This is a genomic window from Streptomyces sp. NPDC042002, from assembly GCF_055588305.1.
Genome location: NZ_JBVJCT010000001.1, coordinates 531834 through 556150, shown reverse-complemented (window position 1 = coordinate 556150; position 24317 = coordinate 531834). Strand labels below are relative to the sequence as shown.

Here is a 24317-nt window from a genome sequence, read left to right as displayed (position 1 = left end):
TCACGGTGTGGTGGGGGTCCGCCGCTCCCCTAACAACCAAAAAGAAGCCCGAAACGAGAGACAAGGAGGGGGGGGGGGGGGGGGGGGGGGGGGGGGGGGGGGGGGGGCCCCCCCCCCCCCCCCACCCCACGCGTATGTGGGCCTGCGCACACTGTCCCTCCGCAGGTCAACAGTCAGTTGACGGCCGTTCTCACCCCGTGGTGGACTGCCGGAGCCAAGTACGGCGGCATGAGAGGAAGCCGGTGCGAATCCGGCGCGGTCCCGCCACTGTCATCGGGGAGGAAACTCCCCGGGAGCCAGGAACTCTCACCGCCGGTCTCGTCGAACCAGGGCGTGGACACCCTGAGTGAGGACATATCGCCATGCGCGGCTGCCCGTTGCCCGTTCCGCTGAGTACGAGGGTTCCACTCCACCCAACGACGGGCTGACCCCGTGCGTGCCGATCGCGTCTTCGCGTACGGCGCCGCCGCCGGCCTCCTCGGCGACCTGCTGCTCGGCGATCCCCGCCGGGGACATCCGGTCGCCGCGTTCGGGCGGGCCGCCGCGGCCGTGGAGCGGACACTGTGGCGGGACCACCGCGGGTGGGGCGCACTGCACACGGCCGTCTGCGTGGGCGGTGTCACCGGACTCGCCGCGCTCACGAGCCGTTCCGTACGTACCTCCCGTACCGCTTCGGTCGCGCTGACGGCCGCCGCCACCTGGGCCGTCGTCGGAGGGACCTCCCTCGGCCGTGAGGCGCGGGCGATCGGTGGCGCGCTCTCGGCCGGTGACCTCGACACGGCCCGGGAGCGGCTGCCGCGTCTGTGCGGCCGCGATCCGCAGGCCCTCGACGCCGACGGGATCGCGCGGGCCGTCGTCGAGTCCGTCGCCGAGAACACCTCCGACGCCGTCGTCGGCGCCCTGGTCTGGGGCGCCGTCGCCGGTGTGCCGGGACTGGTCGCCTTCCGCGCCGTGAACACGCTCGACGCCATGGTCGGGCACAAGTCCCCCAAGTACCGGCGCTACGGCTGGGCCTCGGCGCGGCTCGACGACGTCGCCGGCTGGCCCGGAGCCCGGCTGACCGCCGTCCTCGCGGCCGTGGCCGGGTCCGACCCGCGGGGCGCCGTACGCGCCTGGCGCGCGGACGCCCGCGACCATCCGAGCCCCAACGCCGGGCCCGTGGAGGCCTCCTTCGCGGGCGCGCTCGGTGTGCGGCTCGGCGGCACCCTCTCGTACGGGGGACGGGTCGAGCACCGGCCCGTACTCAACGACGCGGGGCGCGCCGTCCACCTCCACGACATCGAGCGGGCCGTACGGCTCTCCCGGCGCGTCGGCTGGCTCGCGCTCGGCGTGAGCGCCGCCGGACGGGTGCTGCTCACGGTTCCGCTCACCAGGAAGGGGCGCACCGCATGAGCGGCGGGCTGCTGATCGCCGGAACCACCTCCGACGCGGGCAAGAGCGTCGTGACCGCCGGGATCTGCCGGTGGCTCGTGCGCCAGGGCGTCAAGGTCGCGCCCTTCAAGGCGCAGAACATGTCCCTCAACTCGTTCGTGACGCGCGAGGGCGCCGAGATCGGGCGGGCGCAGGCCATGCAGGCGCAGGCCGCCCGCGTGGAACCGACCGCGCTGATGAACCCCGTGCTGCTCAAGCCGGGCAGCGACCGCACCAGCCAGGTCGTCCTGATGGGCAGGCCGGTCGGCGAGATGAGCGCGCGCGGGTTCTTCGGGACGTCCGGGCCGTCGGCGCAGCCGCTGCCGGGCGCCGAGGCGCCCGGGGAACGGCTGCGCGGAGGGCGTCAGGAAGCACTCCTCGGGACCGTCCTCGACTGTCTCGCCCAGTTGCGGGGCACGTATGACGCGGTGATCTGTGAGGGGGCCGGCAGTCCGGCCGAGATCAATCTGCGGCGCACCGACATCGTGAACATGGGGGTGGCGCGGAACGCGGGGCTTCCCGTGCTCGTCGTCGGCGACATCGACCGGGGCGGTGTGTTCGCCTCGTTCTTCGGGACGGTCGCGCTGCTGTCGCCCGAGGACCAGGCGCTCGTCGCCGGGTTCCTCGTCAACAAGTTCCGGGGTGACGTCGGCCTGCTGGAGCCCGGGCTCGACATGCTGCACGGTCTCACCGGGCGGCGCACCTACGGCGTCCTGCCCTTCCAGCACGGTCTGGGCATCGACGAGGAGGACGGACTGCGTGTCTCGCTGCGCGGGGCGGTCCGGGAGTCGGCGGTCTCCTCCCCCGTCGGCGCGGACATCCTGCGGGTCGCCGTGTGCGCGGTCCCGCTGATGTCCAACTTCACCGACGTGGACGCGCTGGCCGCCGAACCCGGCGTCGTCGTGCGGTTCGTGGACCGGGCCGAGGAACTGGCCGACGCGGACCTGGTCGTCGTGCCCGGGACCCGGGGCACGGTGAAGGCGCTGGCGTGGCTGCGCGAGCGCGGCCTCGCGGACGTGATCGCGCGCCGGGCCGCCGAGGGGCGGCCCGTCCTCGGCGTCTGCGGCGGCTTCCAGCTCCTCGGGGAACACATCGAGGACGAGGTCGAGTCGCGCGCCGGTCAGGTCGACGGGCTCGGGCTCCTGCCCGTCCGCGTGCGGTTCGCGCGCGAGAAGACGCTGACGCGGCCGGTCGGCAAGGCCCTCGGAGAGCGCGTCGAAGGCTACGAGATCCACCACGGTGTAGCCGAAGTCACCGGGGGCGAGGCGTTCATCTCCGATGACCATGGACACAGCCTGGACGGGTGCCGCGTCGGCTCCGTCTGGGGCACGCACTGGCACGGATCACTGGAGTCGGACGGTTTCCGGCGGGCCTTCCTGCGCGAGGTGGCCGCCGCCGCGGGCCGCCGCTTCGTACCGGCGGCCGACACGTCGTTCGCGGCGCTGCGCGAGGAGCAGCTGGACCGGCTCGGCGACCTGATCGAGGAACACGCGGACACGGACGCGCTGTGGCGGCTCATCGAGTCCGGCGCGCCGCAAGGACTGCCCTTCATCCCACCGGGAGCACCCGCATGAGCACAGTGTTGTTGTTGTCGACCGCCGACACGGATCTGCTGGCCGCCCGCGCCAGTGGAACCGCCTACCGGATCGGCAATCCGACCCGGGTGGACGTCGCGGGCGAACTCGCCGCGCTCGTCGAGGGCGCGGACGTGGCCGTCGTACGGCTGCTCGGCGGCAAGCGGGCCTGGGAGGACGGGCTGGCCTTCCTGAAGGCGTCCGGCATCCCGACCGTGCTGCTCGGCGGCGAGTCCGTCCCGGACGCCGAGCTGATGGCCGAGTCGTCGGTGCCCGCCGGGGTGGTCGCGGAGGCGCTGCGCTATCTCGTCGAGGGCGGCCCGGCCAACCTGGCCGAGCTGGCCCGGTTCCTCTCGGACACCGTGCTGCTGACGGGCGAGGGCTTCGAGGAGCCGCACAGGACCGCGGAGTTCGGCGTCCACGGCGAGCGTGGGTTCGTCGAGGGCCGGCCGACCGTCGGTGTGCTGTTCTACCGCGCGCACGAACTGTCCGGGAACACCGCGTTCGTCGACACGCTGTGCGACGCGATCGAGGCGCGCGGCGCCAACGCCCTCGCCGTGTACTGCGGTTCGCTGCGCGGTGCCGACCCGGGCCTGTACGAGATCCTCGGCCGGGCCGACACGCTCGTCGCCACCGTCCTCGCGGCGGGCGGCACCCACGCCTCGGAGGCGTCCGCGGGCGGCGACGAGGAGGCCTGGGACATCGGGGCGCTCGCCGACCTCGACATCCCGGTGCTCCAGGGGCTCTGCCTGACCTCGTCGAAGAGCGCCTGGGAGGCGTCGGACGCGGCCCTGTCCCCCATGGACGCGGCGATGCAGGTCGCGATCCCGGAGTTCGACGGCCGGATCGTCACCGTGCCGTTCTCCTTCAAGGAACAGGGCCCGGACGACGTCCCGGTGTACGTCGCCGACCCCGAGCGGGCCGCGCGGGTCGCCGGAATCGCCCTGCGGCACGCCCTGTTGAAGCACAAGCCGAACGCGGAGAAGAAGCTCGGGATCGTCTTCACCGCCTACCCGACCAAGCACTCGCGGGTCGGCAACGCGGTCGGACTCGACACACCCGCCTCCGCCGTACGGGTGCTCGACGCGCTCCGGGACGCGGGCTACGCCCTCACCGAATACCCCGACAACGGCGACGAGTTGATCCACCGGCTCATCGCGGCCGGCGGTCACGACGTCGAGTGGCTGACCGAGGACCAGCTCGCCGCCGCTCCGGCGCGGGTGCCGCTCGCCGACTACCGGGCCTGGTTCGACACGCTCCACCCCGACCTGCGCGCGGGCATGCTGGAGGCGTGGGGCGAGCCGCCGGGCTCGCTCTACGTGGACGGCGACGACATCGTGCTGGCGTGCCTGGAGTTCGGGAACGTCGTGGTGATGATCCAGCCGCCGCGCGGCTTCGGCGAGAACCCGATCGCGATCTACCACGACCCGGACATGCCGCCGTCGCACCACTACATGGCCGCGTACAGATGGCTGGAAAATTCGTTCGGCGCCGACGCCGTCGTGCACATGGGCAAGCACGGCACGATGGAGTGGCTGCCGGGCAAGGGGCTCGGGCTCAGCGGCGGCTGCGCGCCCGACGCCGTCCTCGGCGAACTCCCCCTGGTCTACCCGTTCATCGTCAACGACCCGGGCGAGGGCACCCAGGCCAAGCGCCGCGGGCACGCCACCGTCGTCGACCATCTCGTGCCGCCGATGGCCCGCGCGGACACCTACGGGGACCTCGCGAAGCTGGAGCAGCTCCTCGACGAGTACGCGCTCGTCTCCGACCTGGACCCGACGAAGGCCCCGGCGGTCCGCGCGCAGATCTGGACGCTGGTCAAGGCGGCCGAACTCCATCACGACCTGCACGTCGACGACCAGCCGGACGACGGCGACTTCGACGCGTTCGTGATGCACATCGACGGCTATCTGTGCGAGATCAAGGACGTGCAGATCCGCGACGGCCTGCACATCCTGGGCGGCGGCCCGGAGGCCGAACCGCGGGTGAATCTCGTGCTCGCCGTGCTGCGCGCCTCGCAGGTGTGGGGCGGCACGGCGAACGCGCTGCCCGGTCTGCGCGCCTGCCTCGCCGAGCACTTCGGCCTGGTGGAGAAGGAGTTGCTCGCCGAGCCGGGCGCTCCGGTGAAGGCGCCCGTCGAGCTGACGGACCTCGTCGAGGGGCCGGCCCGTACCGCGGCCGACGCGATCGACCTGCTGGAGCAGCTGTGCCGCCGGGCGGCGCTGGGTCTGGAGGAGCGCGGCTGGGACCCGGCCGCCGTCCCGGCGCTCGTGCGCGAGGTGCTGGGCACCGAACTCCCCGACGCCGTCGCGGTGCTGGAGTTCGCGTGCCGCGAGGTCGTGCCGCGGCTCGCCCGGACGACGGACGAGATCGGGCACATCCTCAAGGCGCTGAACGGCGGTTACGTCCCGGCGGGCCCGTCCGGTTCGCCGACGCGCGGGCTCGTCAACGTCCTGCCGACCGGCCGCAACTTCTACTCGGTCGACCCCAAGGCGATTCCGTCCAGGCTCAGTTGGGAGGTCGGCCAGTCGCTCGCGGACTCCCTCGTCCAGCGCTACCTCCAGGACACCGGCGCCTACCCGACCTCCGTCGGGCTGACGGTCTGGGGCACGTCCGCCATGCGCACCCAGGGCGACGACATCGCGGAGATCCTCGCGCTGCTCGGCTGCCGCCCGGTGTGGGACGACGCGTCGCGGCGCGTGACCGGCTTCGAGGTCGTCCCGCTCGACGAGCTCGGCCGCCCGCGCATCGACGTCACGGTCCGTATCTCGGGGTTCTTCCGGGACGCGTTCCCGCACGTCGTCGGTCTGCTCGACGACGCGGTGCGCGCGGTCGCCGAGCTGGACGAGCCCGCCGACCGGAACTACGTGCGCAAGCACGCCGACGAGGACACCGCCGAGCACGGCGACCGGCGGCGCGCGACGGCCCGTATCTTCGGCTCCAAGCCGGGCGCGTACGGTGCCGGTCTGCTGCCCCTGATCGACGCCCGCAACTGGCGCTCGGACGCCGACCTCGCCGAGGTGTACGCGGTGTGGGGCGGCTACGCCTACGGGCGCGGGCTCGACGGCCGGGCTGCGCGCGGGGACATGGAGACGGCGTTCCGGCGCATCGCCGTCGCGGCGAAGAACGTCGACACCCGCGAGCACGACCTCGTCGACGCCGACGACTACTTCCAGTACCACGGCGGCATGGTCGCGATGGTGCGCCATCTGACGGGCGCCAGCCCCGAGGCGTACGTCGGTGACTCCGCCGTGCCCGACCAGGTGAAGACCCGCACGCTCGGCGAGGAGACGCACCGCGTGTTCCGCGCCCGGGTGGTCAACCCGCGCTGGATGGCCGCGATGCGCCGGCACGGCTACAAGGGCGCCTTCGAGATGGCGGCGACCGTCGACTACCTCTTCGGCTACGACGCCACGGCCGGGGTCGTGGACGACTGGATGTACGAGAAGTTGGCGTCCGAGTACGTGTTCGCCCCGGAGAACCAGGAGTTCATGCGGAAGTCCAACCCCTGGGCGCTGCGCGGCATCACCGAACGGCTGCTGGAGGCGGCTGATCGTGGGCTGTGGGCTGAGCCGGACGCGGAGACGCTGGAGCGGCTGCGCGCCACCTATCTGGAGCTCGAAGGCGACTTGGAGGGTGACGACCAGTGAGTACCCCGTTCCCGTTCACGGCGGTGGTCGGCCAGGACGACCTGCGGCTCGCGCTGCTGCTGAACGCTGTCAGTCCGGCGGTCGGCGGAGTCCTCGTGCGCGGCGAGAAGGGCACCGCCAAGAGCACCGCGGTACGCGCCCTGTCGGCGCTGCTGCCGGAGGTGGCCGTCGTTCCCGGGTGCCGTTTCTCGTGCGACCCGGCCGCTCCCGACCCGGCGTGCCCGGACGGTCCGCACGAGGCGGCGACCGGCACGCAACGCCCGGCCCGTATGGTCGAGTTGCCCGTCGGGGCCTCCGAGGACCGGCTGGTGGGCGCGCTCGACATCGAGCGGGCGCTCGCTGAGGGCGTGAAGGCCTTCGAGCCGGGCCTGCTCGCCGACGCCCACCGCGGGATCCTCTACGTCGACGAAGTCAACCTGCTGCACGACCACTTGGTCGATCTGCTGCTGGACGCGGCCGCGATGGGCGCCTCGTACGTCGAGCGCGAGGGCGTCTCCGTACGACATGCGGCACGGTTCCTGCTCGTCGGGACGATGAACCCCGAAGAGGGCGAGCTGCGGCCGCAGTTGCTCGACCGGTTCGGGCTGACCGTCGAGGTCGCGGCCTCGCGGGAACCCGACCAGCGGGTCGAGGTCGTCCGGCGCAGGCTCGCCCACGACGACGACCCGGCCGCCTTCGCGGCGCGCTGGGCCGACGAGGAGGCCGCCGTGCGGGCCCGGATCGTGGCGGCCCGCGCGCTGCTGCCCTCCGTACGGCTCGGCGACGGGCCGCTGCGGCAGATCGCGGCGACCTGCGCGGCCTTCGAGGTGGACGGCATGCGCGCCGACATCGTGATGGCGCGGACCGCGACCGCGCTCGCCGCCTGGGCGGGACGCACCGAGGTCCTCGCCGAGGACGTACGGCAGGCGGCGCTGCTCGCGCTGCCGCACCGGCGGCGGCGCAACCCCTTCGACGCGCCCGGGATCGACGAGGACAAGCTCGACGAGACGCTGGAGGAGTTCGGGGGCTCGGACGGCGGCTCGGAGGACGACGAGCCGGATCCGGACCCGGACGGGCCGGGAGGTGGCGGGCAGCCGCCGCAGGACGGTCCGGACGACGGGTCCCCGGCCGGTGACGTGCCCGCGCAGGGCGAGCCGTCGGAGAACGGGCAGGCGCCGGCCGGGCAGGGCGGCGAGCAGTCGCCCGTACGGGCCGCCGAACCCTTTCGTACGAAAGCGCTGAGCGTGCCCGGACTCGGCGAGGGCGCGGCCGGACGGCGTTCGCGCGCGCGGACCGAGCACGGCCGCACGACCGGGTCGCGGCGGCCTGGCGGGACGCTCACCAAGCTGCACCTGGCGGCGACGGTGCAGGCCGCCGCGCCGCATCAGCTGGCGCGCGGACGGTCGGGCCGCGGTCTCGTCGTCCGGCGGGACGATCTGCGGCAGGCGACGCGCGAGGGCCGTGAGGGCAACCTCGTGCTCTTCGTCGTGGACGCCTCCGGGTCGATGGCGGCGCGGCAGCGGATGGGCGCCGTCAAGGGCGCCGTGCTGTCACTGCTGCTCGACGCGTACCAGCGACGGGACAAGGTGGGTCTGGTGACCTTCCGCGGGTCGGCCGCCGAGGTCGCGCTGCCGCCCACCTCGTCGGTGGACGCCGCCGCGGCCCGGCTGGAGTCGCTGCCGACGGGCGGCCGGACGCCGCTCGCGGCCGGGCTGCTGCGGGCCCACGAGGTGCTGCGGGTGGAGCGGCTGCGGGACGCCGCCCGGCGCCCGCTGGTGGTCGTCGTGACCGACGGGCGGGCCACGGGCGGGGCCGAACCGGTCGCCACGGCAGGGCGCGCGGCGCGGCTGTTCGCGGCCGACCAGGTCGCCTCGGTGGTCGTCGACTGCGAGACGGGGCCGGTACGGCTCGGGCTCGCGGGGCAGCTCGCGGGGGAGCTGGGCGGCACGCCGGTGACGCTGGACGAGCTGCGGGCCGATTCGATCGCCGGGCTCGTCCGGGACGTGCAGGGAACTTCGAGGAGGGCCGCGTAGTGCCGCAGGGACAGCCGAGTGTCGTACCGGAGGACGGCCTGACGACCCGTCAGCGTCGTAACCGGCCGCTGGTCGTCGTGCACACGGGGATCGGCAAGGGCAAGTCGACGGCCGCGTTCGGGCTCGCGCTGCGCGCCTGGAACCAGGGGTGGCCCATCGGGGTGTTCCAGTTCGTCAAGTCGGCGAAGTGGAAGGTCGGCGAGGAGAACGCGCTGCGGGTCCTCGGCGCCTCCGGTGAGGGCGGGACCGTCGACTGGCACAAGATGGGCGAGGGCTGGTCCTGGGTCCAGCGCGACGCGCAGATGGACAACGAGGAGAAGGCCCGCGAGGGCTGGGAGCAGGTCAAGCGGGACCTCGCCGCCGAGACGTACAAGCTGTACGTGCTCGACGAGTTCGCGTACCCGATGCACTGGGGATGGATCGACACCGACGAGGTCGTGGCGGTGCTGCGGGACCGTCCGGGCACCCAGCACGTCGTGATCACCGGGCGCAACGCCCCTGAGAAGCTGGTCGACTTCGCCGATCTCGTGACCGACATGTCCAAGGTCAAGCATCCGATGGACGCCGGCCAGAAGGGGCAGAGGGGTATCGAGTGGTGACGTCGTCCGTTCCCCGGCTGGTCATCGCCGCGCCCTCCTCTGGCAGCGGCAAGACCACCGTCGCCACGGGGCTGATGGCGGCCTTCGCCTCGCGGGGGCTCGCCGTGTCCCCGCACAAGGTGGGGCCCGACTACATCGACCCCGGGTATCACGCGCTCGCCACCGGGCGCGTGGGACGGAATCTCGACTCCTACCTGTGCGGCCCCGAGTTGATCGGCCCGTTGTTCGCGCACGGGGCGCTCGGGTGCGATCTCGCGGTCGTCGAGGGCGTGATGGGGCTGTACGACGGGGCTGCGGGCGAGGGGGAACTCGCGTCCACGGCACAGGTGGCGAAGCTGCTGCGGGCGCCGGTGGTGCTGGTCGTCGACGCGTCCTCGCAGTCGCGGTCCGTGGCCGCGCTGGTGCACGGGTTCGCCTCCTGGGACCCCGAGGTGCGGGTCGCGGGAGTGATCCTCAACAAGGTGGGCTCCGAGCGGCACGAGGCCATGCTCCGGGAGGCGCTGGACGCGTCCGGGGTGCCGGTGCTCGGCGTGCTGCGGCGGGCCCAGCAGGTGAGCACTCCGTCCCGGCATCTGGGGCTCGTCCCGGTGGCCGAGCGGCGTTCGGAGGCGGTCGAGGCGGTCGCCGCGATGGCCGAGCAGGTGCGCGCCGGGTGCGATCTGGACGCGCTGTTCGCGCTGGCGCGCGGTGCGGGCGAGCTGTCGGGTCCGGCCTGGGACGCGGCCGAGGCGGTGCGTCCCCCGGGCGGAGCCGACGCGGTTCCCTCCTCGGTCGCGGCCGGGGCGTCTCCCGCCTCGCCCGTGCCGCCCCTCTCCCCCTCCGCCATGGCGGCCTCCCCGGGGCCCGGCCCGGCCCGCCGTCGAGGGCATGACGGGCCGGCGGACCGAACTCCGTTTGGGGTGAAGCGAGTTGCCGTCGCCGGCGGTCCCGCCTTCACCTTCTCCTACGCCGAACACGCCGAACTCCTCACCGCCGCCGGGGCCGAGGTCGTCACCTTCGATCCGCTGCGGGACGAGCAACTGCCGGACGGAACCGGCGGGTTGGTCATCGGCGGCGGGTTCCCCGAGGTGTACGGGCCCGAGCTGTCCGCCAACGAGCCGTTGCGCAAGGCGGTGGCCGAGCTGGCGTTCGCCGGGGCACCGGTCGCGGCCGAGTGTGCCGGACTCCTGTATCTGGCGCGGGAACTGGACGGGCGGCCCATGTGCGGGGTGATCGACGCCGTGGCCCGGATGGACGAGCGGCTCACCCTCGGCTACCGGGACGCCGTGGCCATCGGCGACAGCGCGCTGGCCCCGGCCGGTACCCGGATGCGCGGGCACGAGTTCCACCGGACCGTCGTCGAGCCCGGCGCCGGGGCCGCTCCCGCCTGGGGGTTGCGCGCCCCCGAGCGGCGCGTCGAAGGATTCGTGCAGCGAGGCGTGCACGCGAGTTATCTGCACACGCACTGGGCGTCCGAGCCCGGTGTGGCCCGTCGGTTCGTCGAGAGGTGCCTGACGTCATGAGCAGCAAGCTGATCGGAGTCGGGGTGGGCCCCGGCGACCCCGAGCTGGTGACCGTCAAGGGCGTCAACGCCCTGCGCACGGCGGAGGTCGTCGTCGTCCCCGTGATGGCCGCGCCGGACGGGAAGGACGGCGGCGAGCGGGGGCGGGCCGAGGCGACCGTCCTGCACTACGTGCCCGAGGAGAAGGTCGTCCGGGTGGTGTTCGCGCTCAACGAGCGGAGCGACCGGGGGCGGCGCGAGGCAGCCTGGGACGCCGCCGGCGCGCGGGTGGCCGACCTGCTCGGCCGGCACGCCTCGGTCGCCTTCGCCACCATCGGCGACCCCAACGTGTATTCGACGTTCACCTATCTCGCGCACACGATCGCGGAGCTGGTCCCGGGCACGGTCGTGGAGACGGTGCCCGGCATCACCGCCATGCAGGACCTCGCCGCACGGTCGGGGGCCGTTCTCACCGAGGGGACCGAACCGCTCACGCTCGTCCCGGTGACGGCGGGGTCCGCCGTGCTCAAGGACGCGCTGAACGGGCCCGGCACGGTGGTCGCGTACAAGTTCGGGCGGCAGGCGCGGGAGGTCGCCGAGGCGCTGCGGGACAGCGGGCGGATCGACGACGCCGTCTGGGGGTCGGCGCTCGGCCTCGATGACGAGTCGATCCGGCCTGCGGGCGAGCTCGACGGGGAGCCGCTCCCCTACCTCTCGACGCTCATCGCGCCCGCGCGCCGCGACGGGAAACGCGGCGGAAAGCTGTGACCCGCACCCACACCCACCCGGCGGACGCGCCCCCCGCGCCGGATCGCCCGGATCCAGCCGGCGCGGCGCGCCTTTCGGGCTCAGGACGCGAGGCCCACCACCAGCCAGATGAAGGCCACGCCCGCGACCGTGCACAGCAGGGTCGAGCGCGCGGGGTGCTCGTGGTGTGCCTCCGGAAGGATCTCGGCGGCGGCCAGGTAGAGGAGCACGCCGCCGAAGAGGCCGAGGTAGCCGCCGAGCAGCGGCTCGGGGATGGTGAAGAAGAGGGTGGAGGCGGCGCCGACCATGGGGGCCGCCGCGTCCGCGTACAGCATCAGCAGGGCCTTGCGGCGGGCGTTCCCGTACAGGCTCGTGATCGTGTACGTGTTGAAGCCGTCCGCGAAGTCATGGGCGATCACCGCGAGGGACACCGCGAGCCCCATGCCCCCGCCGACCTGGAAGGCGGCGCCGATCGCGACGCCGTCCATCGCGCTGTGCCCGACCATGGCGGCGGCCGCCGTGAGGCCCACCTCGGGCGCGCGTCCGTCGTTCTCGTCGCCGCCGTGCGCGGCCTGACGATGGGCGAGCAGGCGTTCGACCAGATGGGCCAGCAGGAAGCCGGTCACGAAGAGGAGCAGCGCGGCCGGTACGCCGAACACCTCGGTGCCCGCCGCGGCCAGCGCCTCCGGCAGCAGGTCGAGGCCGACCACGCCGAGCATCAGGCCGCCGGCCAGGCCGAGGACCAGATGGCGGCGGTCGGTCACGCGCTGCGCCGTCCAGCCGCCGGCCAGCGTCATCAGGAACGCGCCGAGCGCGACGAGGACCGCCATAGGCCCTTGCTATCCGATCACCCCCCGGTCGCGCACCTCAGGCGACGGCCCCGCGCCCACTGAACCTTTCGCAGTACCCCTGATTTTCCGTAGGAGAGGACCGATTCCCATGGCCGATGCCCCCACCGGCAAAGTGACCTTCGTCGGTGCCGGCCCCGGCGCCGCCGACCTGCTGACGTTCCGCGCCGCGCGCGCCATCGCCGAGGCCGACGTGGTGATCTGGGCGGCGAGCCTGGTGCAGGCCGAGGTTCTCGACCACGCGCGCGAGGGCGCCGAGATCCTCGACTCCGCCACGATGTCGCTGGAGGACGTCGTCGCCGTGTACGAGCGGGCCCGTGCCGAGGGGCTGCGGGTGGCGCGGATCCACTCCGGCGACCCGGCCCTGTGGGGCGGCACGCAGGAGCAGGTCGACCGGTGCGCCGAGCTCGGCGTCGAGACCGAGATCGTGCCGGGTGTCTCGTCCTTCTCCGCGGTGGCCGCGCTCGTCCAGCGCGAGCTGACGATTCCCGAGGTCGCGCAGTCGGTGATCCTCACCCGGCTCGGCGGCGGCAAGACGCCGATGCCGCCCGGTGAGGAGGTACGGGAGTTCGCGAAGCACGGCACGACGATGGCGCTGTTCCTGTCGGCGGCCCGCAGCGGCCAGCTGGTGCGGGAGCTGCTGGAGGGCGGCTATCCGACGACCACGCCGGTCGTGGTCGCGTACCAGGCGACCTGGCCGGAGGAGCTGATCGTGAAGTGCACGATCGGCACGCTGGAGGAGACCGTCAAGGAGCACAAGCTCTGGAAGCACACGCTGTTCCTGGTCGGCCCGGCGCTCGACGCGAGCGGCACCCGGTCGCACCTCTACCACCCCGGTCACTTCCACGGCTTCCGCAAGGCGGACCCCGAGGCGCGCGCCGAACTGCGTGCCGCGCGCCGGAGCGGTGCGCAGGACCCCGCGTCATGAGCGTGGACGTCGTCGGCGCGGAGGGGGAATCCCTCGGCGCGGAGGAGGAGTCGATCGGTGCGGAGGGTGGGTCCGTCGTTCCGGCGGACCGCTCCGTGGTGATCACCGTCGTCGGTACGGGCACGGGGGCGCCGCTGTCCCCGGACGCCGGGGGTGTGCTCGCCGGGGCCGGGCTGGTCGTGGGTGCCCGGCGGCATCTGGCGGCGGCCCCGCTGCCGGAGCGGGCGGAGCGGGTGGTGCTCGGCCCGCTGGCGCCGGCGCTGGACCGCATCGAGCGGTACGCGGACGACGGGGCGCCCGGGGGCCCGGTCGTGGTTTTGGCCTCGGGCGACCCCGGGTTCTTCGGGATCGTGCGGGCGCTGGCCGAGCGGTTCGGGGCCGAGCGGCTGGACGTCCGCCCCGGTGTCTCGTCCGTGGCGACCGCCTTCGCCCGGCTCGGGCTGCCCTGGGACGACGCGGTGGTGGTCAGCGCGCACGGGCGTGATCTTCGTACGGCCGTCCAGGTCTGCCGGTCGCGGCCCAAGGTGGCCGTGCTGACCGGTCCGGGGTCCGGGCCCGCCGAGCTGGGCGCCGCCCTCGCCCACCGGGGCGCGGGGCGCGTCCTCGTCGTGGCGAGCGCCCTCGGCGACCCGGAGCACGAGCGCGTCGAGCGGGTCACGCCCGCCGGGGCCGCCGCCCGTGACTGGGGTACGGCGGTCAGTGTCGTGCTGTGCCTGGACGAGTCGCGAGTCCTGGCTCCGGTGCGGACGGTCGCCGGACCGGTCGCCGGACCCGACCGATGGGCCCTGGACGAGAGCGAGTTCGCCCACCGCGACTCGATGATCAGCAAGTTCGAGGTACGGGCGCTGGCGCTGGCCAGGATCGGACCGCGGCTGGGCGAGCTGGTCTGGGACGTCGGCGCGGGCTCCGGTTCCGTCGCCGTGGAGTGCGCGCGGTTCGGCGCCGCGGTGACCGCCGTCGAGAAGACCCGGGACGGCTGCGACCGCATCCGCGCCAACGCGGCGGCGCACGGCGTGGACGTGCGGGTCGTGCACGGGGCCGCGCCCACGGTGCTGTCCGAACTGGACGATCCGGACGCGGTGTTCATCGGCGGCGGCGGACGTGAACTGCCCGCGATCGTCACGGTGTGCGCGCGCCGGGCCCGGCGGGCCGTCGTGATCGCGATGGCCTCGCTCGACCGGGTGCCGGCCGCGCGGGACGCGCTCACCGCCGCCGGATTCGCCTGCGACGGCGTCCTGTTGCAGTCGTCACGGCTCGCCCCGCTGCCGGGCGGCGTGTCCCGGCTCGCGGCGACCAATCCCGTCTTTGTGCTGTGGGGCGTCCGGCCTCCGGCCCGTACCGAAGGAGTTCCCCAGTGATCGGCCTGATTTCCGCCACGGCGGCGGGCGCGGTGGCCCGTGACCGGCTCGCCGCGGCATGGTCCACGCGTACCCGGGTGTACGACGGGCCCGTGGCGGACGCCGTGCGGCGGGCCTTCGCGGAGTGCGACCAGGTGGTGTGCTTCCTCGCCACGGGCGCGGTCGTACGGCTCGTCGCGCCGCTGCTCGTCGACAAGGGGGCGGACCCCGGGGTGGTGTGCGTCGACGAGGCGGGACGGTTCGCCGTGTCGCTGGTCGGCGGCCACGCGGGCGGGGCGAACGAACTCGCCCGCGAGGTCGGCGAGTTGCTCGGTGCCGAGCCCGTGGTGACGACGGCGACCGACGCGGTGGGGGTGCCCGGTCTCGACACCCTGGGTCTGCCGGTGGAAGGGGATGTCGCCGGGGTCTCGCGGGCCATGCTGGACGGCGAACCGGTGGTGCTGGATGCGGAGTCGGTCTGGCCGCTGCCCGCGCTGCCGCCGAACGTGGGGAGCCCGGCGAAGTCGGGCGCCGCCGTCCTTCGCATCTCCGACCGCGACCGGGAACCCGCCGCGCGCGAGGTCGTCCTGCGCCCGCCGTCCCTCGTGGTCGGGGTCGGCGCCTCCCGGGGCGCGCCCGTGGAAGAAGTCCTCGGGCTCGTCGAGGACGCCCTGCGGGAGGCCGGTCTTTCCGTACGTTCGGTGGCCGAACTCGCCACCGTCGACGCCAAGTCCGAGGAGCCCGGCATCGTCGGGGCCGCCGCGCGGCTCGGGGTGCCGGTCGTCACGTACACCGCCGGGGAGCTGGCGGCGGTGGCGGTCCCGAACCCCTCCGACGCGCCGCTCGCCGCCGTCGGAACGCCGTCCGTGGCGGAGGCCGCGGCGCTGGTGGGCGGGGGTGAACTCCTCGTCCCCAAGCGGAAGTCGGTACGCGCGGACGGGCAGCCCGCGATGGCGACCTGCGCGATCGTGCGCCGGCCGGCCCGCGGACGGCTCGCGGTCGTGGGCCTCGGCCCGGGCGCCCGCGATCTGCTGACCCCACGCGCGACGGCGGAGCTGCGGCGGGCCGCGGTCCTCGTCGGGCTCGACCAGTACGTCGACCAGATCCGCGACCTGCTGCGGCCCGGCACGCTGGTTCTGGAGTCGGGGCTCGGCGCCGAGGAGGAGCGGGCCCGCACGGCGGTGGCCGAGGCGCGGCGCGGGCAGGCCGTCGCGCTGATCGGCAGCGGCGACGCGGGCGTGTACGCGATGGCGTCGCCCGCGCTGGCCGAGGCGTCCGACGACATCGACGTCGTCGGGGTGCCGGGGGTGACCGCGGCGCTCGCGGCCGGGGCGATCCTCGGCGCGCCGCTGGGCCACGACCATGTGTCGATCAGCCTGTCCGACCTGCACACGCCGTGGGAGGTCATCGAGCGCCGGGTGCGCGCGGCGGCCGAGGCGGACATCGTGGTGACCTTCTACAACCCGCGCAGCCGGGGCCGGGACTGGCAGCTCCCCAAGGCGCTCGCGATCCTCGCGGAGCACCGGGAGCCGGCGACGCCGGTGGGTGTGGTGCGCAACGCCTCCCGCCCGGACGAGTCGAGCCGGGTCACGACGCTGGGGTCCCTGGATCCGGTAATCGTCGACATGATGACCGTGGTGACCGTGGGCAACACGGCGACCCGTGAGATCGCCGGGCGCATGGTCACGCCGCGCGGCTACCGCTGGCAGGAGGAGCCCAAGTGAGCCAGGTGTTCCCCGGAAGCCGGGTCGTGCACCCCATCGAGCAGGAGTCCTTCCGGCGGCTGCGCGCCCGCCTGGACACCTCGCGCTTCCCGCCGCTGACGCGCGCGGTGGTGGAGCGGGTGATCCACTCCGCCGCCGACCTGGAGTACGCGAGCGATCTCGTCACCGACGAGGACGTCCTGATACGGGCGCACGCGGCGCTGCACGCCGGGGCGCCGGTCGTGGCGGACGTCGAGATGGTCGCGGCGGGCATCACCCGCCGCGCCGCCGTCTGCCGCCTCAAGGACGCCACGTCGGGCCCAGGCCTGACGCGTTCGGCGCACGCGGTCCGGCTCGCGTACGAGCAGGTCGGGCCCGGCGCGCTGTGGGTGATCGGCTGCGCGCCCACCGCGCTGGAGGAGTTGCTGCGGCTGGACGCCGATCCGGCGCTCGTGATCGGTCTGCCCGTCGGGTTCGTCGGCGCGGCCGAGTCCAAGGCCGCGCTCCGCGAGAGCGGCCTGCCCGCCGTCAGCAACGTGTCCGAGAAGGGCGGTTCGGCGGTCGCGGCCGCCGCGCTCAACGCCCTGCTGTACCACCCTGTTCCGCAGGCCGACCAGGCCTCGAAATCCGTTCGGGCCGACCAGCCCGCGAAGACCGCTCGGGCCGAGATGGCCTCGCCGACCGCTGAGGCCGTCTCGGCCGCCAAGGAGACATCGTGACCACCCCGCCCCCCGCACTGCTCATCGCCGGACACGGCACCCGGGACGAGGCCGGAGCCGAGGCCTTCCGTTCCTTCGTACGGGAGTTGGGGCGCCGCCATCCCGAACTGCCCGTCGCCGGGGGGTTCATCGAACTGTCGCCGCCGCCGCTGGGCGACGCCGTGAGCGAACTCGTCGGGCAGGGGGTACGGCGTTTCGCCGCCGTGCCGTTGATGCTGGTGTCCGCCGGGCACGCCAAGGGAGACATCCCGGCGGCGCTGACCCGCGAGAAGGAGCGGCACCCCGGGATCTCCTACACGTACGGGCGTCCGCTGGGCCCGCATCCTTCGCTGCTCGCCGTGCTGGAGCGACGCCTCGACGAGGCCCTCGGCGACGGCGCCCGGACCCCCGAGGAGCGGGCCGAGGTGACGGTGCTGCTCGTGGGCCGCGGGTCCACCGACCCGGACGCCAACGCCGAGGTGCACAAGGCCGCGCGGCTGCTGTGGGAGGGCCGGGGCTACGCGGGCGTCGAGACGGCGTTCGTGTCCCTGGCGGCACCTGATGTGCCGTCCGGTCTCGACCGCTGTGTGAAGCTGGGCGCGCGCCGGATCGTGGTCCTGCCCTACTTCCTGTTCACCGGTATCCTCCCGGACCGGGTGCGGCGGCAGACGGAGGACTGGGCCGCCGCCCACCCGCGGGTCGAGGTGGGCTCCGCCGAGGTCATCGGCCCCGAGCCCGAACTGCTCGATCTGGTCATGGAGCGCTACCGGGAGGCGGTGAAGGGCGACGTGCGGATGAACTGCGACTCCTGCGTCTACCGGATCGCGCTGCCCGGCTTCGAGGACAAGGTGGGGCTCCCCCAGCAGCCGCACTTCCACCCGGACGACGACGGCCAGCACGACGGACAGGGCCACCACGACGGACACGGTCACCACCATCACGGGGGGCACACGCATACCCATGCGCACTGAAGAGGCCGCCGAGGGCGGGCACGACCTGCGGCACCACGGGGACGCCGAGGTGCGCGACGACGGCTCCAAGCTCACCGATCTCGCCGTGAACGTCCGCGCGGACACCCCGCCCGCGTGGCTGCTCGACCGGATCGCCGCGTCGCTGCCTGGCCTCGCGGCCTACCCGGACGGACGGGCCGCCCGGGCCGCCGTGGCGGCGCGGCACGGGCTGCCCGTGGAGCGGGTGCTGCTCACGGCGGGCGCGGCCGAGACCTTCGTGCTGCTCGCGCGGGCTCTGAAGGTACGCCGGCCGGTGGTCGTGCATCCGCAGTTCACGGAGCCGGAGGCCGCCCTGCGGGACGCCGGCCACACGGTGGGCCGCGTCCTGCTGCGCGAGGGGGACGGCTTCCGGCTCGACGCGGGCGCCGTCCCCGAGGACGCCGACCTGGTCGTGATCGGCAATCCGACGAATCCGACGTCGGTCCTGCACCCTGCCGCGGCCATCGCCGCACTGGCCCGCCCCGGGCGGGTGCTGGTGGTCGACGAGGCGTTCATGGACGCGGTGCCGGGGGAGCGCGAGGGGCTGGCCGGGCGGACGGACGTGCCCGGACTCGTCGTGCTGCGCAGTCTCACGAAGACGTGGGGGCTCGCGGGCCTGCGGATCGGCTATGCGCTGGCCGGTCCCGGCACGATCGCCGAGCTGGAGCGCGCCCAGCCGCTGTGGCCGGTCTCGACGCCCGCGCTCGCGGCGGCCGAGGCCTGTATGTCCTCGCAGGCGCTCGCGGAGGCGGCGCACGCGGCACGCCGGATCGCCACGGACCGGGCCCATCTGGTGGCGGGGCTGCGGGAGTTCGGCTGCTCCGACGGGCTGCGGGTGGTGGAACCGGCGGAGGGACCGTTCGTCCTGGTACGGCTGCCGCGGGCCACCGGGGTGCGCCGGGTTCTTCGCGATCTCGGGTTCGCGGTGCGGCGCGGGGACACGTTTCCCGGGCTCGGGGACGAGTGGCTGCGGATCGCGGTACGGAACCGGGCGACGGTCAACCGCTTCCTGCAGGCGCTGGACCGGGCGATGACCGTGAGCGGGAGCCTGGGCGGAAGTGGAGGCGGTCCCCGGGTTGTTCCGCCCCGGCAGCCCCCGCCGTCCCCGTAGCGCGGCGACCCCCGCCGTCCCCGTAAGCCCCGCAACCCCCGCCGTCCCCGTAAGCCCCGCAGTCCATGGCGTCGCCCCAGCCCGGCGGCCCCCGCCGTCCCCGCAGCTCCGGCCTCCGCGCCCAGCGGGTTCCCGGAGCCACCGCCCCGGACCTCCGGATCGGCGTGAACGGCCCACTCCTCGAACGCCGGACGGGCTGAGGCTGCTCAGCCCGTCCGGCGTTCGAGGAGTGGGCTCCGGACATCGGCCAGGGTGGCCGGAACCCGGGCGGCCCGTCAGCCTCGGCGGCGCCGGGAGAGGACGACCGCTCCACCGCCCGCGGCGAGCAGCGCCACCGCGCCGCCGGCCAGATACGGCGTCATGGAGCCGCCCCCGGTCTCGGCGAGCCCTTCCGTCGCGGGAACGCCTTGCGGTGTCACCTCGGCCACCGGGTCGGAGGCTTCGGAGGGTCCGGCCGGGCCGGCCGGTGCGGCCTCCTGGGCGACGGGCGCCGCCGGTGACTCACAGGTGGCCTTCGCCAGCGTCAGCGTGCCCTCCACCTCGGCCACGTTCAGCTTCAACGGGTTGATGGACACCGTGAGTTCGAGCGCGGACGCGGCGGCCGTACGGGAGGTGGTCTCGGTCTTGGAGAGGTCGAGCCGCACCTCACCGACCCCGGGGACCTTCACGTGCGTCGGGCCGCCCGTCGTCAGCGTGACCTTCTTGCCGAGAACGGTGACGGATCCCAGCAGGTTGGCGCCGGCGACGGGCTTCTTCCCGGCCTCGCAGGTGGCCTTCGAGGTCACGTCCTGGACCTCGATGAGCGACAGCAGCGGCAGTCCGGGGACATGGACGGCGGCGTGCGCGAGGTGGGTGGAGCCCTCGGCCTTCCCGGCGGAGACGGTGGCCTCGGCGGTGGCGGCGTCCGCGCGCAGCACGCTGAACGGACGTCCGTGGGCGACGCCGTCCAACTGGGCGGTGAGCGAGGTCTTCTCGGCACTCTGCGGTGCCCGCACCTCGTTCAGGGAGACCGCGAGCGGGACGTCCACGGTCTTGTCGAGGAGGGACACGTCGAGTCCGGTGCGGAGCACGACGGCGCTCGCGCGACCGTGGTCGGTGGTCGCGTGGGCGGAGCCCGCTCCGGCCAGCGCGGCGGGACCCGCGGCGAGGACGGTGGCTGCCGCGGTGACGGCGAACCGGCGTGCGGGCATGCGGTGGTTGATGCTGTTCAAGGGTGGGACCCCCATAGGAGAAAGCCTGGGACCCCGAAAGAATTACGCACCGAGAGTGAACAGTCAGCCACCTGACGTGAGTTCACTCCATCGTGGTGTTTCCGTGCACGCCTTCGAATCTTGAGGCACGGCTGTTCCCCACCGTCACTCGCTCAACACCCCTGGACGAACACGCTGGTTGACGCCGGGTTGACGCGCCGGAGCGCACCCGATGGTGCATAACGAGCACGCCACCTCAGCCGTAACGCTCCGTCAACCAAGCACATGTCAGCCGCGTGACCGATATCAGCCGCGTCCGCCGCACGAGAACGGTGGGACGTGTCAGCCGACGATCCGCCCGTTGAGGACCACCCGCCGCGGAGCCGCCAGGACCCGTACGTCGGCACGCGGGTCCCCCTCGTAGACCACGAGGTCCGCGGGTGCTCCCTCGTCGAGGCCGGGCCGTCCGAGCCAGCGCCGGGCACCCCAGGCGGTGGCGGAGAGCGCCTCGACGGGCGGGATGCCCGCGGTGACGAGCTCGGCGACCTCGGCCGCGACCAGGCCGTGCGCGAGGGAGCCGCCCGCGTCGGTGCCGACGTAGACCGGGATGCCGGCGTCGTACGCGGCGCGCACGGTGTCGTAGCGGCGCTCGTGCAGACGTCGCATGTGAGCGGACCACTGGGGGAACTTGGCCTCGCCGCCGGCCGCGAGGTGCGGGAAGGTGGCGATGTTCACGAGGGTGGGGACGATGGCGACACCCCGCTCGGCGAAGAGCGGGACGGTGTCCTCGGTGAGGCCGGTGGCGTGCTCGACGCAGTCGATGCCCGCCTCGACCAGGTCGCGGAGCGAGTCCTCGGCGAAGCAGTGCGCGGTGACCCGGGCGCCGAGCCGGTGCGCCTCGGTGATCGCCGCCTCCACGGCCTCGCGCGGCCAGCAGGCGCTCAGGTCGCCGGTGCCGCGGTCGAGCCAGTCCCCGACGAGCTTGACCCAGCCGTCGCCGCGCCGGGCCTCCTGGGCGACGTACGCGACCAGGTCCTCGGGCTCGATCTCGTGGGCGTAGTTGCGGATGTAGCGGCGGGTACGGGCGATGTGCCGGCCCGCGCGGATGATCTTCGGGAGGTCGTCGCGGTCGTCGATCCAGCGGGTGTCGGAGGGCGAGCCGGCGTCCCGGACGAGGAGGGTGCCGGCGTCGCGGTCGGTCAGCGCCTGCTTCTCGGACACGTCCGCCGGGACCGGGCCGTGGGCGTCGAGCCCGACATGGCAGTGCGCGTCGACCAGGCCGGGCAGTGCCCAGCCCTCGACGGCGCGGACGTCACGGGCGCCGCCGGGGCGCTCGTACGAGATCCGGCCGCCGACGACCCACAGCTCGTCGCGGACGTCGTCGGGTCCGACCAGGACCCGCCCCTTCACGTGCAGTACCGGGTGATCGCTCATGAAAGGCACCTTAGTAAGACGGCTCCCCGTCCTGGCCCGCCCGGTGACTTTCCTCGCCCGCCCGGTCCTGCTCCTGGTTCCCTACTCCTGGTTCGGCCGCTCCGGTGTGCCGTCCTCGACGTCCGCCCTCGCCGGGTCGAGCAGCCTGGACAGGAAGTGCCGTGTCCGCTCGTGGGCCGGGTTGCCGATGACCTGCGCCGGGACGCCTTCCTCGACGATCACGCCGCCGTCCATGAAGACGACCCGGTCGGCGACCTCGCGCGCGAAGGACATCTCGTGGGTGACGACCATCATCGTCATGCCCTCGTCGGCGAGCATCCGCATGACGGCGAGCACGTCGCCGACGAGTTCGGGGTCGAGCGCCGAGGTCGGCTCGTCGAAGAGCATCACGTCGGGCCCCATCGCGAGCGCGCGGGCGATCGCGACGCGCTGCTGCTGGCCGCCGGAGAGCGAGGCGGGATAGGCGTCGGCCTTCTCCGCGAGGCCCACCCGGGTGAGGTTCTCGGCGGCGACCCGGGCCGCCTCCGCCTTGTCCCGGCCGAGCACCCGGCGCTGCGGCAGCGTGAGGTTGCCGGTCACCGACAGATGGGGGAAGAGGTTGAACTGCTGGAAGACCATGCCGATACGGCGGCGTACGGCGTCGATGTCGACGTCCGGGTGCGTGACCTCCGTACCGGCGACGAACACCTGGCCCTTGGTGGGCTCCTCCAGGAGGTTCACGCAGCGCAGCAGGGTCGACTTGCCGGAGCCGGACGGGCCGATGACACAGACGACCTCGCCCTGCCCGACCTCCAGGTCGATACCGCGCAGGACCTCGTTGTCGCCGAAGGACTTGTGGAGGTCCTTCACCTGGATCTCGGGGGCGGTCACTTGGTCGCCTGCTTCCTCTTGGCTTCGAGACGTCGTGCGAGGAAGCCGAGCGGGATCGTGACGAGCAGGTAGCACAGGCCCGCGACGAGGATCGGCGTGGAGTTGGCGGTCTGGCTGGCCAGGTCGCGACCGTACTTGGACAGTTCGCGCTCCTCCAGGGTGACACCCAGGAACAGCACCAGTGAGGAGTCCTTGAAGAGGGTCACGAGTTCGTTGGTGAGCGGCGGAATAATGATCCGGAACGCCTGCGGGACGATGATCGAGACCATGGCCCGCGCGTGCGAGAAGCCCAGCGAACGGGCCGCCTCCATCTGCCCCCTGGGCACGGCCTGGATGCCCGCGCGGAAGGTCTCGGCCATGTACGCGGCCCCCACCATGCCGAGCGCGATGGCGACCTTGCCGTACGTTCCGCCGGGGATCTCCGTGCCCGGGAACGCGAGCGGTACCGCGACGCCCACGAAGATGAAGATGAGCAGGGTGGGCAGACCGCGGAAGATCTCGATGTAGAGGCCGGCGGCCCAGCGGTAGGGGCCCACCGACGACAGACGCATCAGGGCGATGACGATGCCCAGCACGAGACCGACGGCGAAGCCGAACGTCGTGTAGAGGACGGTGTTCTTCAGCGCCAGCGTGATGACGTCCGGGAACATCTGCTTGACCAGGTCCCACTGGAAGAACTGGTTCTTCAGACGGCCCCAGTCCGCCGTGACCGCGATGGCGATCACGACGGCGACGAAGACGGCGTACTGCGCGCCGCGCGAGAGCGAGCGCTTCTGGCGCCGGCTCAGGCCGGACCTGCGGGGCTGGAGAGGCGTGTCGGCACCACTCATGAGGCGGACGGGGAGGCGGAGGCCGCGGCCGCGTCGTACGGGCCGATCCACTTCTCGTAGAGCTTCTTGTACGTGCCGTCGGCCTTCGCGTCCGCCAGCGCCTTGTTGATGGCGGCGACGAGCTTGGTGTTGCCCTTCTTCACCGTGAAGCCGTACTGCTCACCGGTGTTGAGGTTGTCGGCCACCTTGAAGGCGTCGGCGTTGGCCTTGTCCTTGAGCCAGCCCTGGACGACCGGGTAGTCGATGATGACGGCCTGGACCTGGCCGGTGCGCAGGCCGCTCAGCACCGCGTCGGAGGACTCGAAGGAGATCGGGTCGAAGCCCTGCTTCTTCGCGTAGTCCTCGCCGGTGGTCTGCGCCTGGGCGCCGAGTTTCTTGCCCTTCGCCTTGACGTCGGCGAGGGAGGTGATGCCGCTCTTCTTGTCGACCAGGACGCCCTGCGTGGCGTCGAAGTACGGGTCGGAGAAGTCGACGTTCTTCTTGCGCTCCGGGGTGATCGTCATACCGGCAGCGGCGAGGTCGCACTGCTCGGAGTTGAGGAACGCGCCCGTCTTGAAGTTCTCGAAGGGCGTGTCGACGATCGTCTGCTTCACTCCCAGGTCCTTGGCGACGAGGTCGATCAGCGACACGTCGAAGCCCTGCACCTTGCCGTCGATCTCCGACTGGAAGGGCGGGTACGGCAGGTGGGTGCAGGTCGTGAGCTGCCCGCTCTTGACCAGCGGGACCCCGCCCGCGGTGGTGGTCTTTCCGCCCCCGCTGTCCGAGGAGCAGCCGGCCACGAGCAGCAGCCCGGCCGTGGCGGTGGTGGCGGCCAGAATGCGGGTCCGGCGTCCGGGGACCGAGTACACGGAGACCTCCTGTGGGGGAAACAGAGGGTTCCGATTATAAGGAAAGGTTTGGGTTCCTC

At 73.3% G+C, this 24317-nt stretch carries 19 protein-coding genes and 1 riboswitch; of the genes, 13 read left to right on the top strand and 6 right to left on the bottom strand.

Annotation, left to right across the window (positions count from 1 at the left end; genetic code table 11):
• Positions 1–184: 184 nt before the first annotated feature.
• Positions 185–325: riboswitch (cobalamin riboswitch) on the top strand.
• A gap of 107 nt (positions 326–432) precedes the next feature.
• Genes ACZ6KY_RS02405 through cobI form a run of 7 tightly spaced genes read left to right on the top strand, consistent with a single transcriptional unit; the run spans position 433 to position 11493 of the window.
• Positions 433–1392 carry a cobalamin biosynthesis protein gene (locus ACZ6KY_RS02405; protein WP_469308420.1) on the top strand — a complete coding sequence of 320 codons (960 nt, stop codon included), beginning with the start codon at positions 433–435 and terminating at the stop codon, positions 1390–1392.
• Positions 1389–2984 (top strand): cobyric acid synthase, encoded by a 1596-nt coding sequence (locus ACZ6KY_RS02400; RefSeq protein ID WP_469308419.1) that lies wholly within the window; start codon positions 1389–1391, stop codon positions 2982–2984. The genes ACZ6KY_RS02405 and ACZ6KY_RS02400 overlap by 4 nt, the downstream gene beginning before the upstream one ends.
• Positions 2981–6634, top strand: coding sequence for a cobaltochelatase subunit CobN (gene cobN / locus ACZ6KY_RS02395; RefSeq protein ID WP_469308418.1), 3654 nt, complete (start codon positions 2981–2983; stop codon positions 6632–6634). The genes ACZ6KY_RS02400 and cobN overlap by 4 nt, the downstream gene beginning before the upstream one ends.
• On the top strand, positions 6631–8646 hold the full coding sequence (locus ACZ6KY_RS02390; RefSeq protein ID WP_469308417.1) for a putative cobaltochelatase: 2016 nt from the start codon (positions 6631–6633) through the stop codon (positions 8644–8646). Before cobN ends, ACZ6KY_RS02390 begins: the two co-directional genes overlap by 4 nt.
• Positions 8646–9245, top strand: coding sequence for a cob(I)yrinic acid a,c-diamide adenosyltransferase (cobO, locus tag ACZ6KY_RS02385; protein ID WP_469308416.1), 600 nt, complete (start codon positions 8646–8648; stop codon positions 9243–9245). The genes ACZ6KY_RS02390 and cobO overlap by 1 nt, the downstream gene beginning before the upstream one ends.
• Complete coding sequence (locus ACZ6KY_RS02380) at positions 9242–10747, top strand: cobyrinate a,c-diamide synthase (RefSeq protein WP_469308415.1); 1506 nt, start codon at positions 9242–9244, stop codon at positions 10745–10747. The genes cobO and ACZ6KY_RS02380 overlap by 4 nt, the downstream gene beginning before the upstream one ends.
• Positions 10744–11493, top strand: a complete 750-nt coding sequence (gene cobI / locus ACZ6KY_RS02375) for a precorrin-2 C(20)-methyltransferase (protein ID WP_469308414.1) — start codon at positions 10744–10746, stop codon at positions 11491–11493. Before ACZ6KY_RS02380 ends, cobI begins: the two co-directional genes overlap by 4 nt.
• An 80-nt stretch (positions 11494–11573) precedes the next feature.
• Here the strand turns inward: cobI and ACZ6KY_RS02370 are convergent, their stop codons facing one another.
• Positions 11574–12302, bottom strand: coding sequence for a ZIP family metal transporter (locus ACZ6KY_RS02370; RefSeq protein WP_469308413.1), 729 nt, complete (start codon positions 12300–12302; stop codon positions 11574–11576).
• Positions 12303–12411: 109 nt separating this feature from the next.
• Between ACZ6KY_RS02370 and cobM the strand changes: the two genes are divergently transcribed.
• The 6 genes from cobM to cobC all read left to right on the top strand — a co-directional run bounded on the left by cobM (position 12412) and on the right by cobC (position 19086).
• Positions 12412–13248 (top strand): precorrin-4 C(11)-methyltransferase, encoded by an 837-nt coding sequence (cobM, locus tag ACZ6KY_RS02365; protein WP_469308412.1) that lies wholly within the window; start codon positions 12412–12414, stop codon positions 13246–13248.
• A 98-nt stretch (positions 13249–13346) separates the two neighbouring features.
• Positions 13347–14606, top strand: coding sequence for a precorrin-6y C5,15-methyltransferase (decarboxylating) subunit CbiE (cbiE, locus tag ACZ6KY_RS02360; protein WP_469308503.1), 1260 nt, complete (start codon positions 13347–13349; stop codon positions 14604–14606).
• Complete coding sequence (gene cobJ / locus ACZ6KY_RS02355) at positions 14603–16309, top strand: precorrin-3B C(17)-methyltransferase (protein ID WP_469308411.1); 1707 nt, start codon at positions 14603–14605, stop codon at positions 16307–16309. The genes cbiE and cobJ overlap by 4 nt, the downstream gene beginning before the upstream one ends.
• Positions 16306–17007 (top strand): precorrin-8X methylmutase, encoded by a 702-nt coding sequence (locus tag ACZ6KY_RS02350; RefSeq protein ID WP_469308410.1) that lies wholly within the window; start codon positions 16306–16308, stop codon positions 17005–17007. Before cobJ ends, ACZ6KY_RS02350 begins: the two co-directional genes overlap by 4 nt.
• Positions 17004–17957, top strand: a complete 954-nt coding sequence (locus tag ACZ6KY_RS02345; protein WP_469308409.1) for a sirohydrochlorin chelatase — start codon at positions 17004–17006, stop codon at positions 17955–17957. The genes ACZ6KY_RS02350 and ACZ6KY_RS02345 overlap by 4 nt, the downstream gene beginning before the upstream one ends.
• Positions 17947–19086: an Rv2231c family pyridoxal phosphate-dependent protein CobC gene (gene cobC / locus ACZ6KY_RS02340; RefSeq protein ID WP_469308408.1), complete on the top strand. Its 1140-nt coding sequence runs from the start codon at positions 17947–17949 to the stop codon at positions 19084–19086. Before ACZ6KY_RS02345 ends, cobC begins: the two co-directional genes overlap by 11 nt.
• Positions 19087–19361: 275 nt before the next feature.
• Here cobC and ACZ6KY_RS02335 read toward each other — a convergent pair whose 3' ends face one another.
• The 5 genes from ACZ6KY_RS02335 to ACZ6KY_RS02315 all read right to left on the bottom strand — a co-directional run bounded on the left by ACZ6KY_RS02335 (position 19362) and on the right by ACZ6KY_RS02315 (position 24258).
• Positions 19362–20297 carry an SCO1860 family LAETG-anchored protein gene (locus tag ACZ6KY_RS02335; RefSeq protein ID WP_469308407.1) on the bottom strand — a complete coding sequence of 312 codons (936 nt, stop codon included), beginning with the start codon at positions 20295–20297 and terminating at the stop codon, positions 19362–19364.
• A gap of 321 nt (positions 20298–20618) precedes the next feature.
• On the bottom strand, positions 20619–21710 hold the full coding sequence (locus ACZ6KY_RS02330; RefSeq protein ID WP_469308406.1) for an amidohydrolase family protein: 1092 nt from the start codon (positions 21708–21710) through the stop codon (positions 20619–20621).
• An 81-nt stretch (positions 21711–21791) separates the two neighbouring features.
• Positions 21792–22580 carry an amino acid ABC transporter ATP-binding protein gene (locus ACZ6KY_RS02325; RefSeq protein ID WP_469308405.1) on the bottom strand — a complete coding sequence of 263 codons (789 nt, stop codon included), beginning with the start codon at positions 22578–22580 and terminating at the stop codon, positions 21792–21794.
• Positions 22577–23410 carry an amino acid ABC transporter permease gene (locus ACZ6KY_RS02320; protein WP_469308404.1) on the bottom strand — a complete coding sequence of 278 codons (834 nt, stop codon included), beginning with the start codon at positions 23408–23410 and terminating at the stop codon, positions 22577–22579. The genes ACZ6KY_RS02325 and ACZ6KY_RS02320 overlap by 4 nt, the downstream gene beginning before the upstream one ends.
• Positions 23407–24258 carry a transporter substrate-binding domain-containing protein gene (locus ACZ6KY_RS02315; protein ID WP_469308403.1) on the bottom strand — a complete coding sequence of 284 codons (852 nt, stop codon included), beginning with the start codon at positions 24256–24258 and terminating at the stop codon, positions 23407–23409. Before ACZ6KY_RS02315 ends, ACZ6KY_RS02320 begins: the two co-directional genes overlap by 4 nt.
• Positions 24259–24317 lie beyond the last annotated feature (59 nt).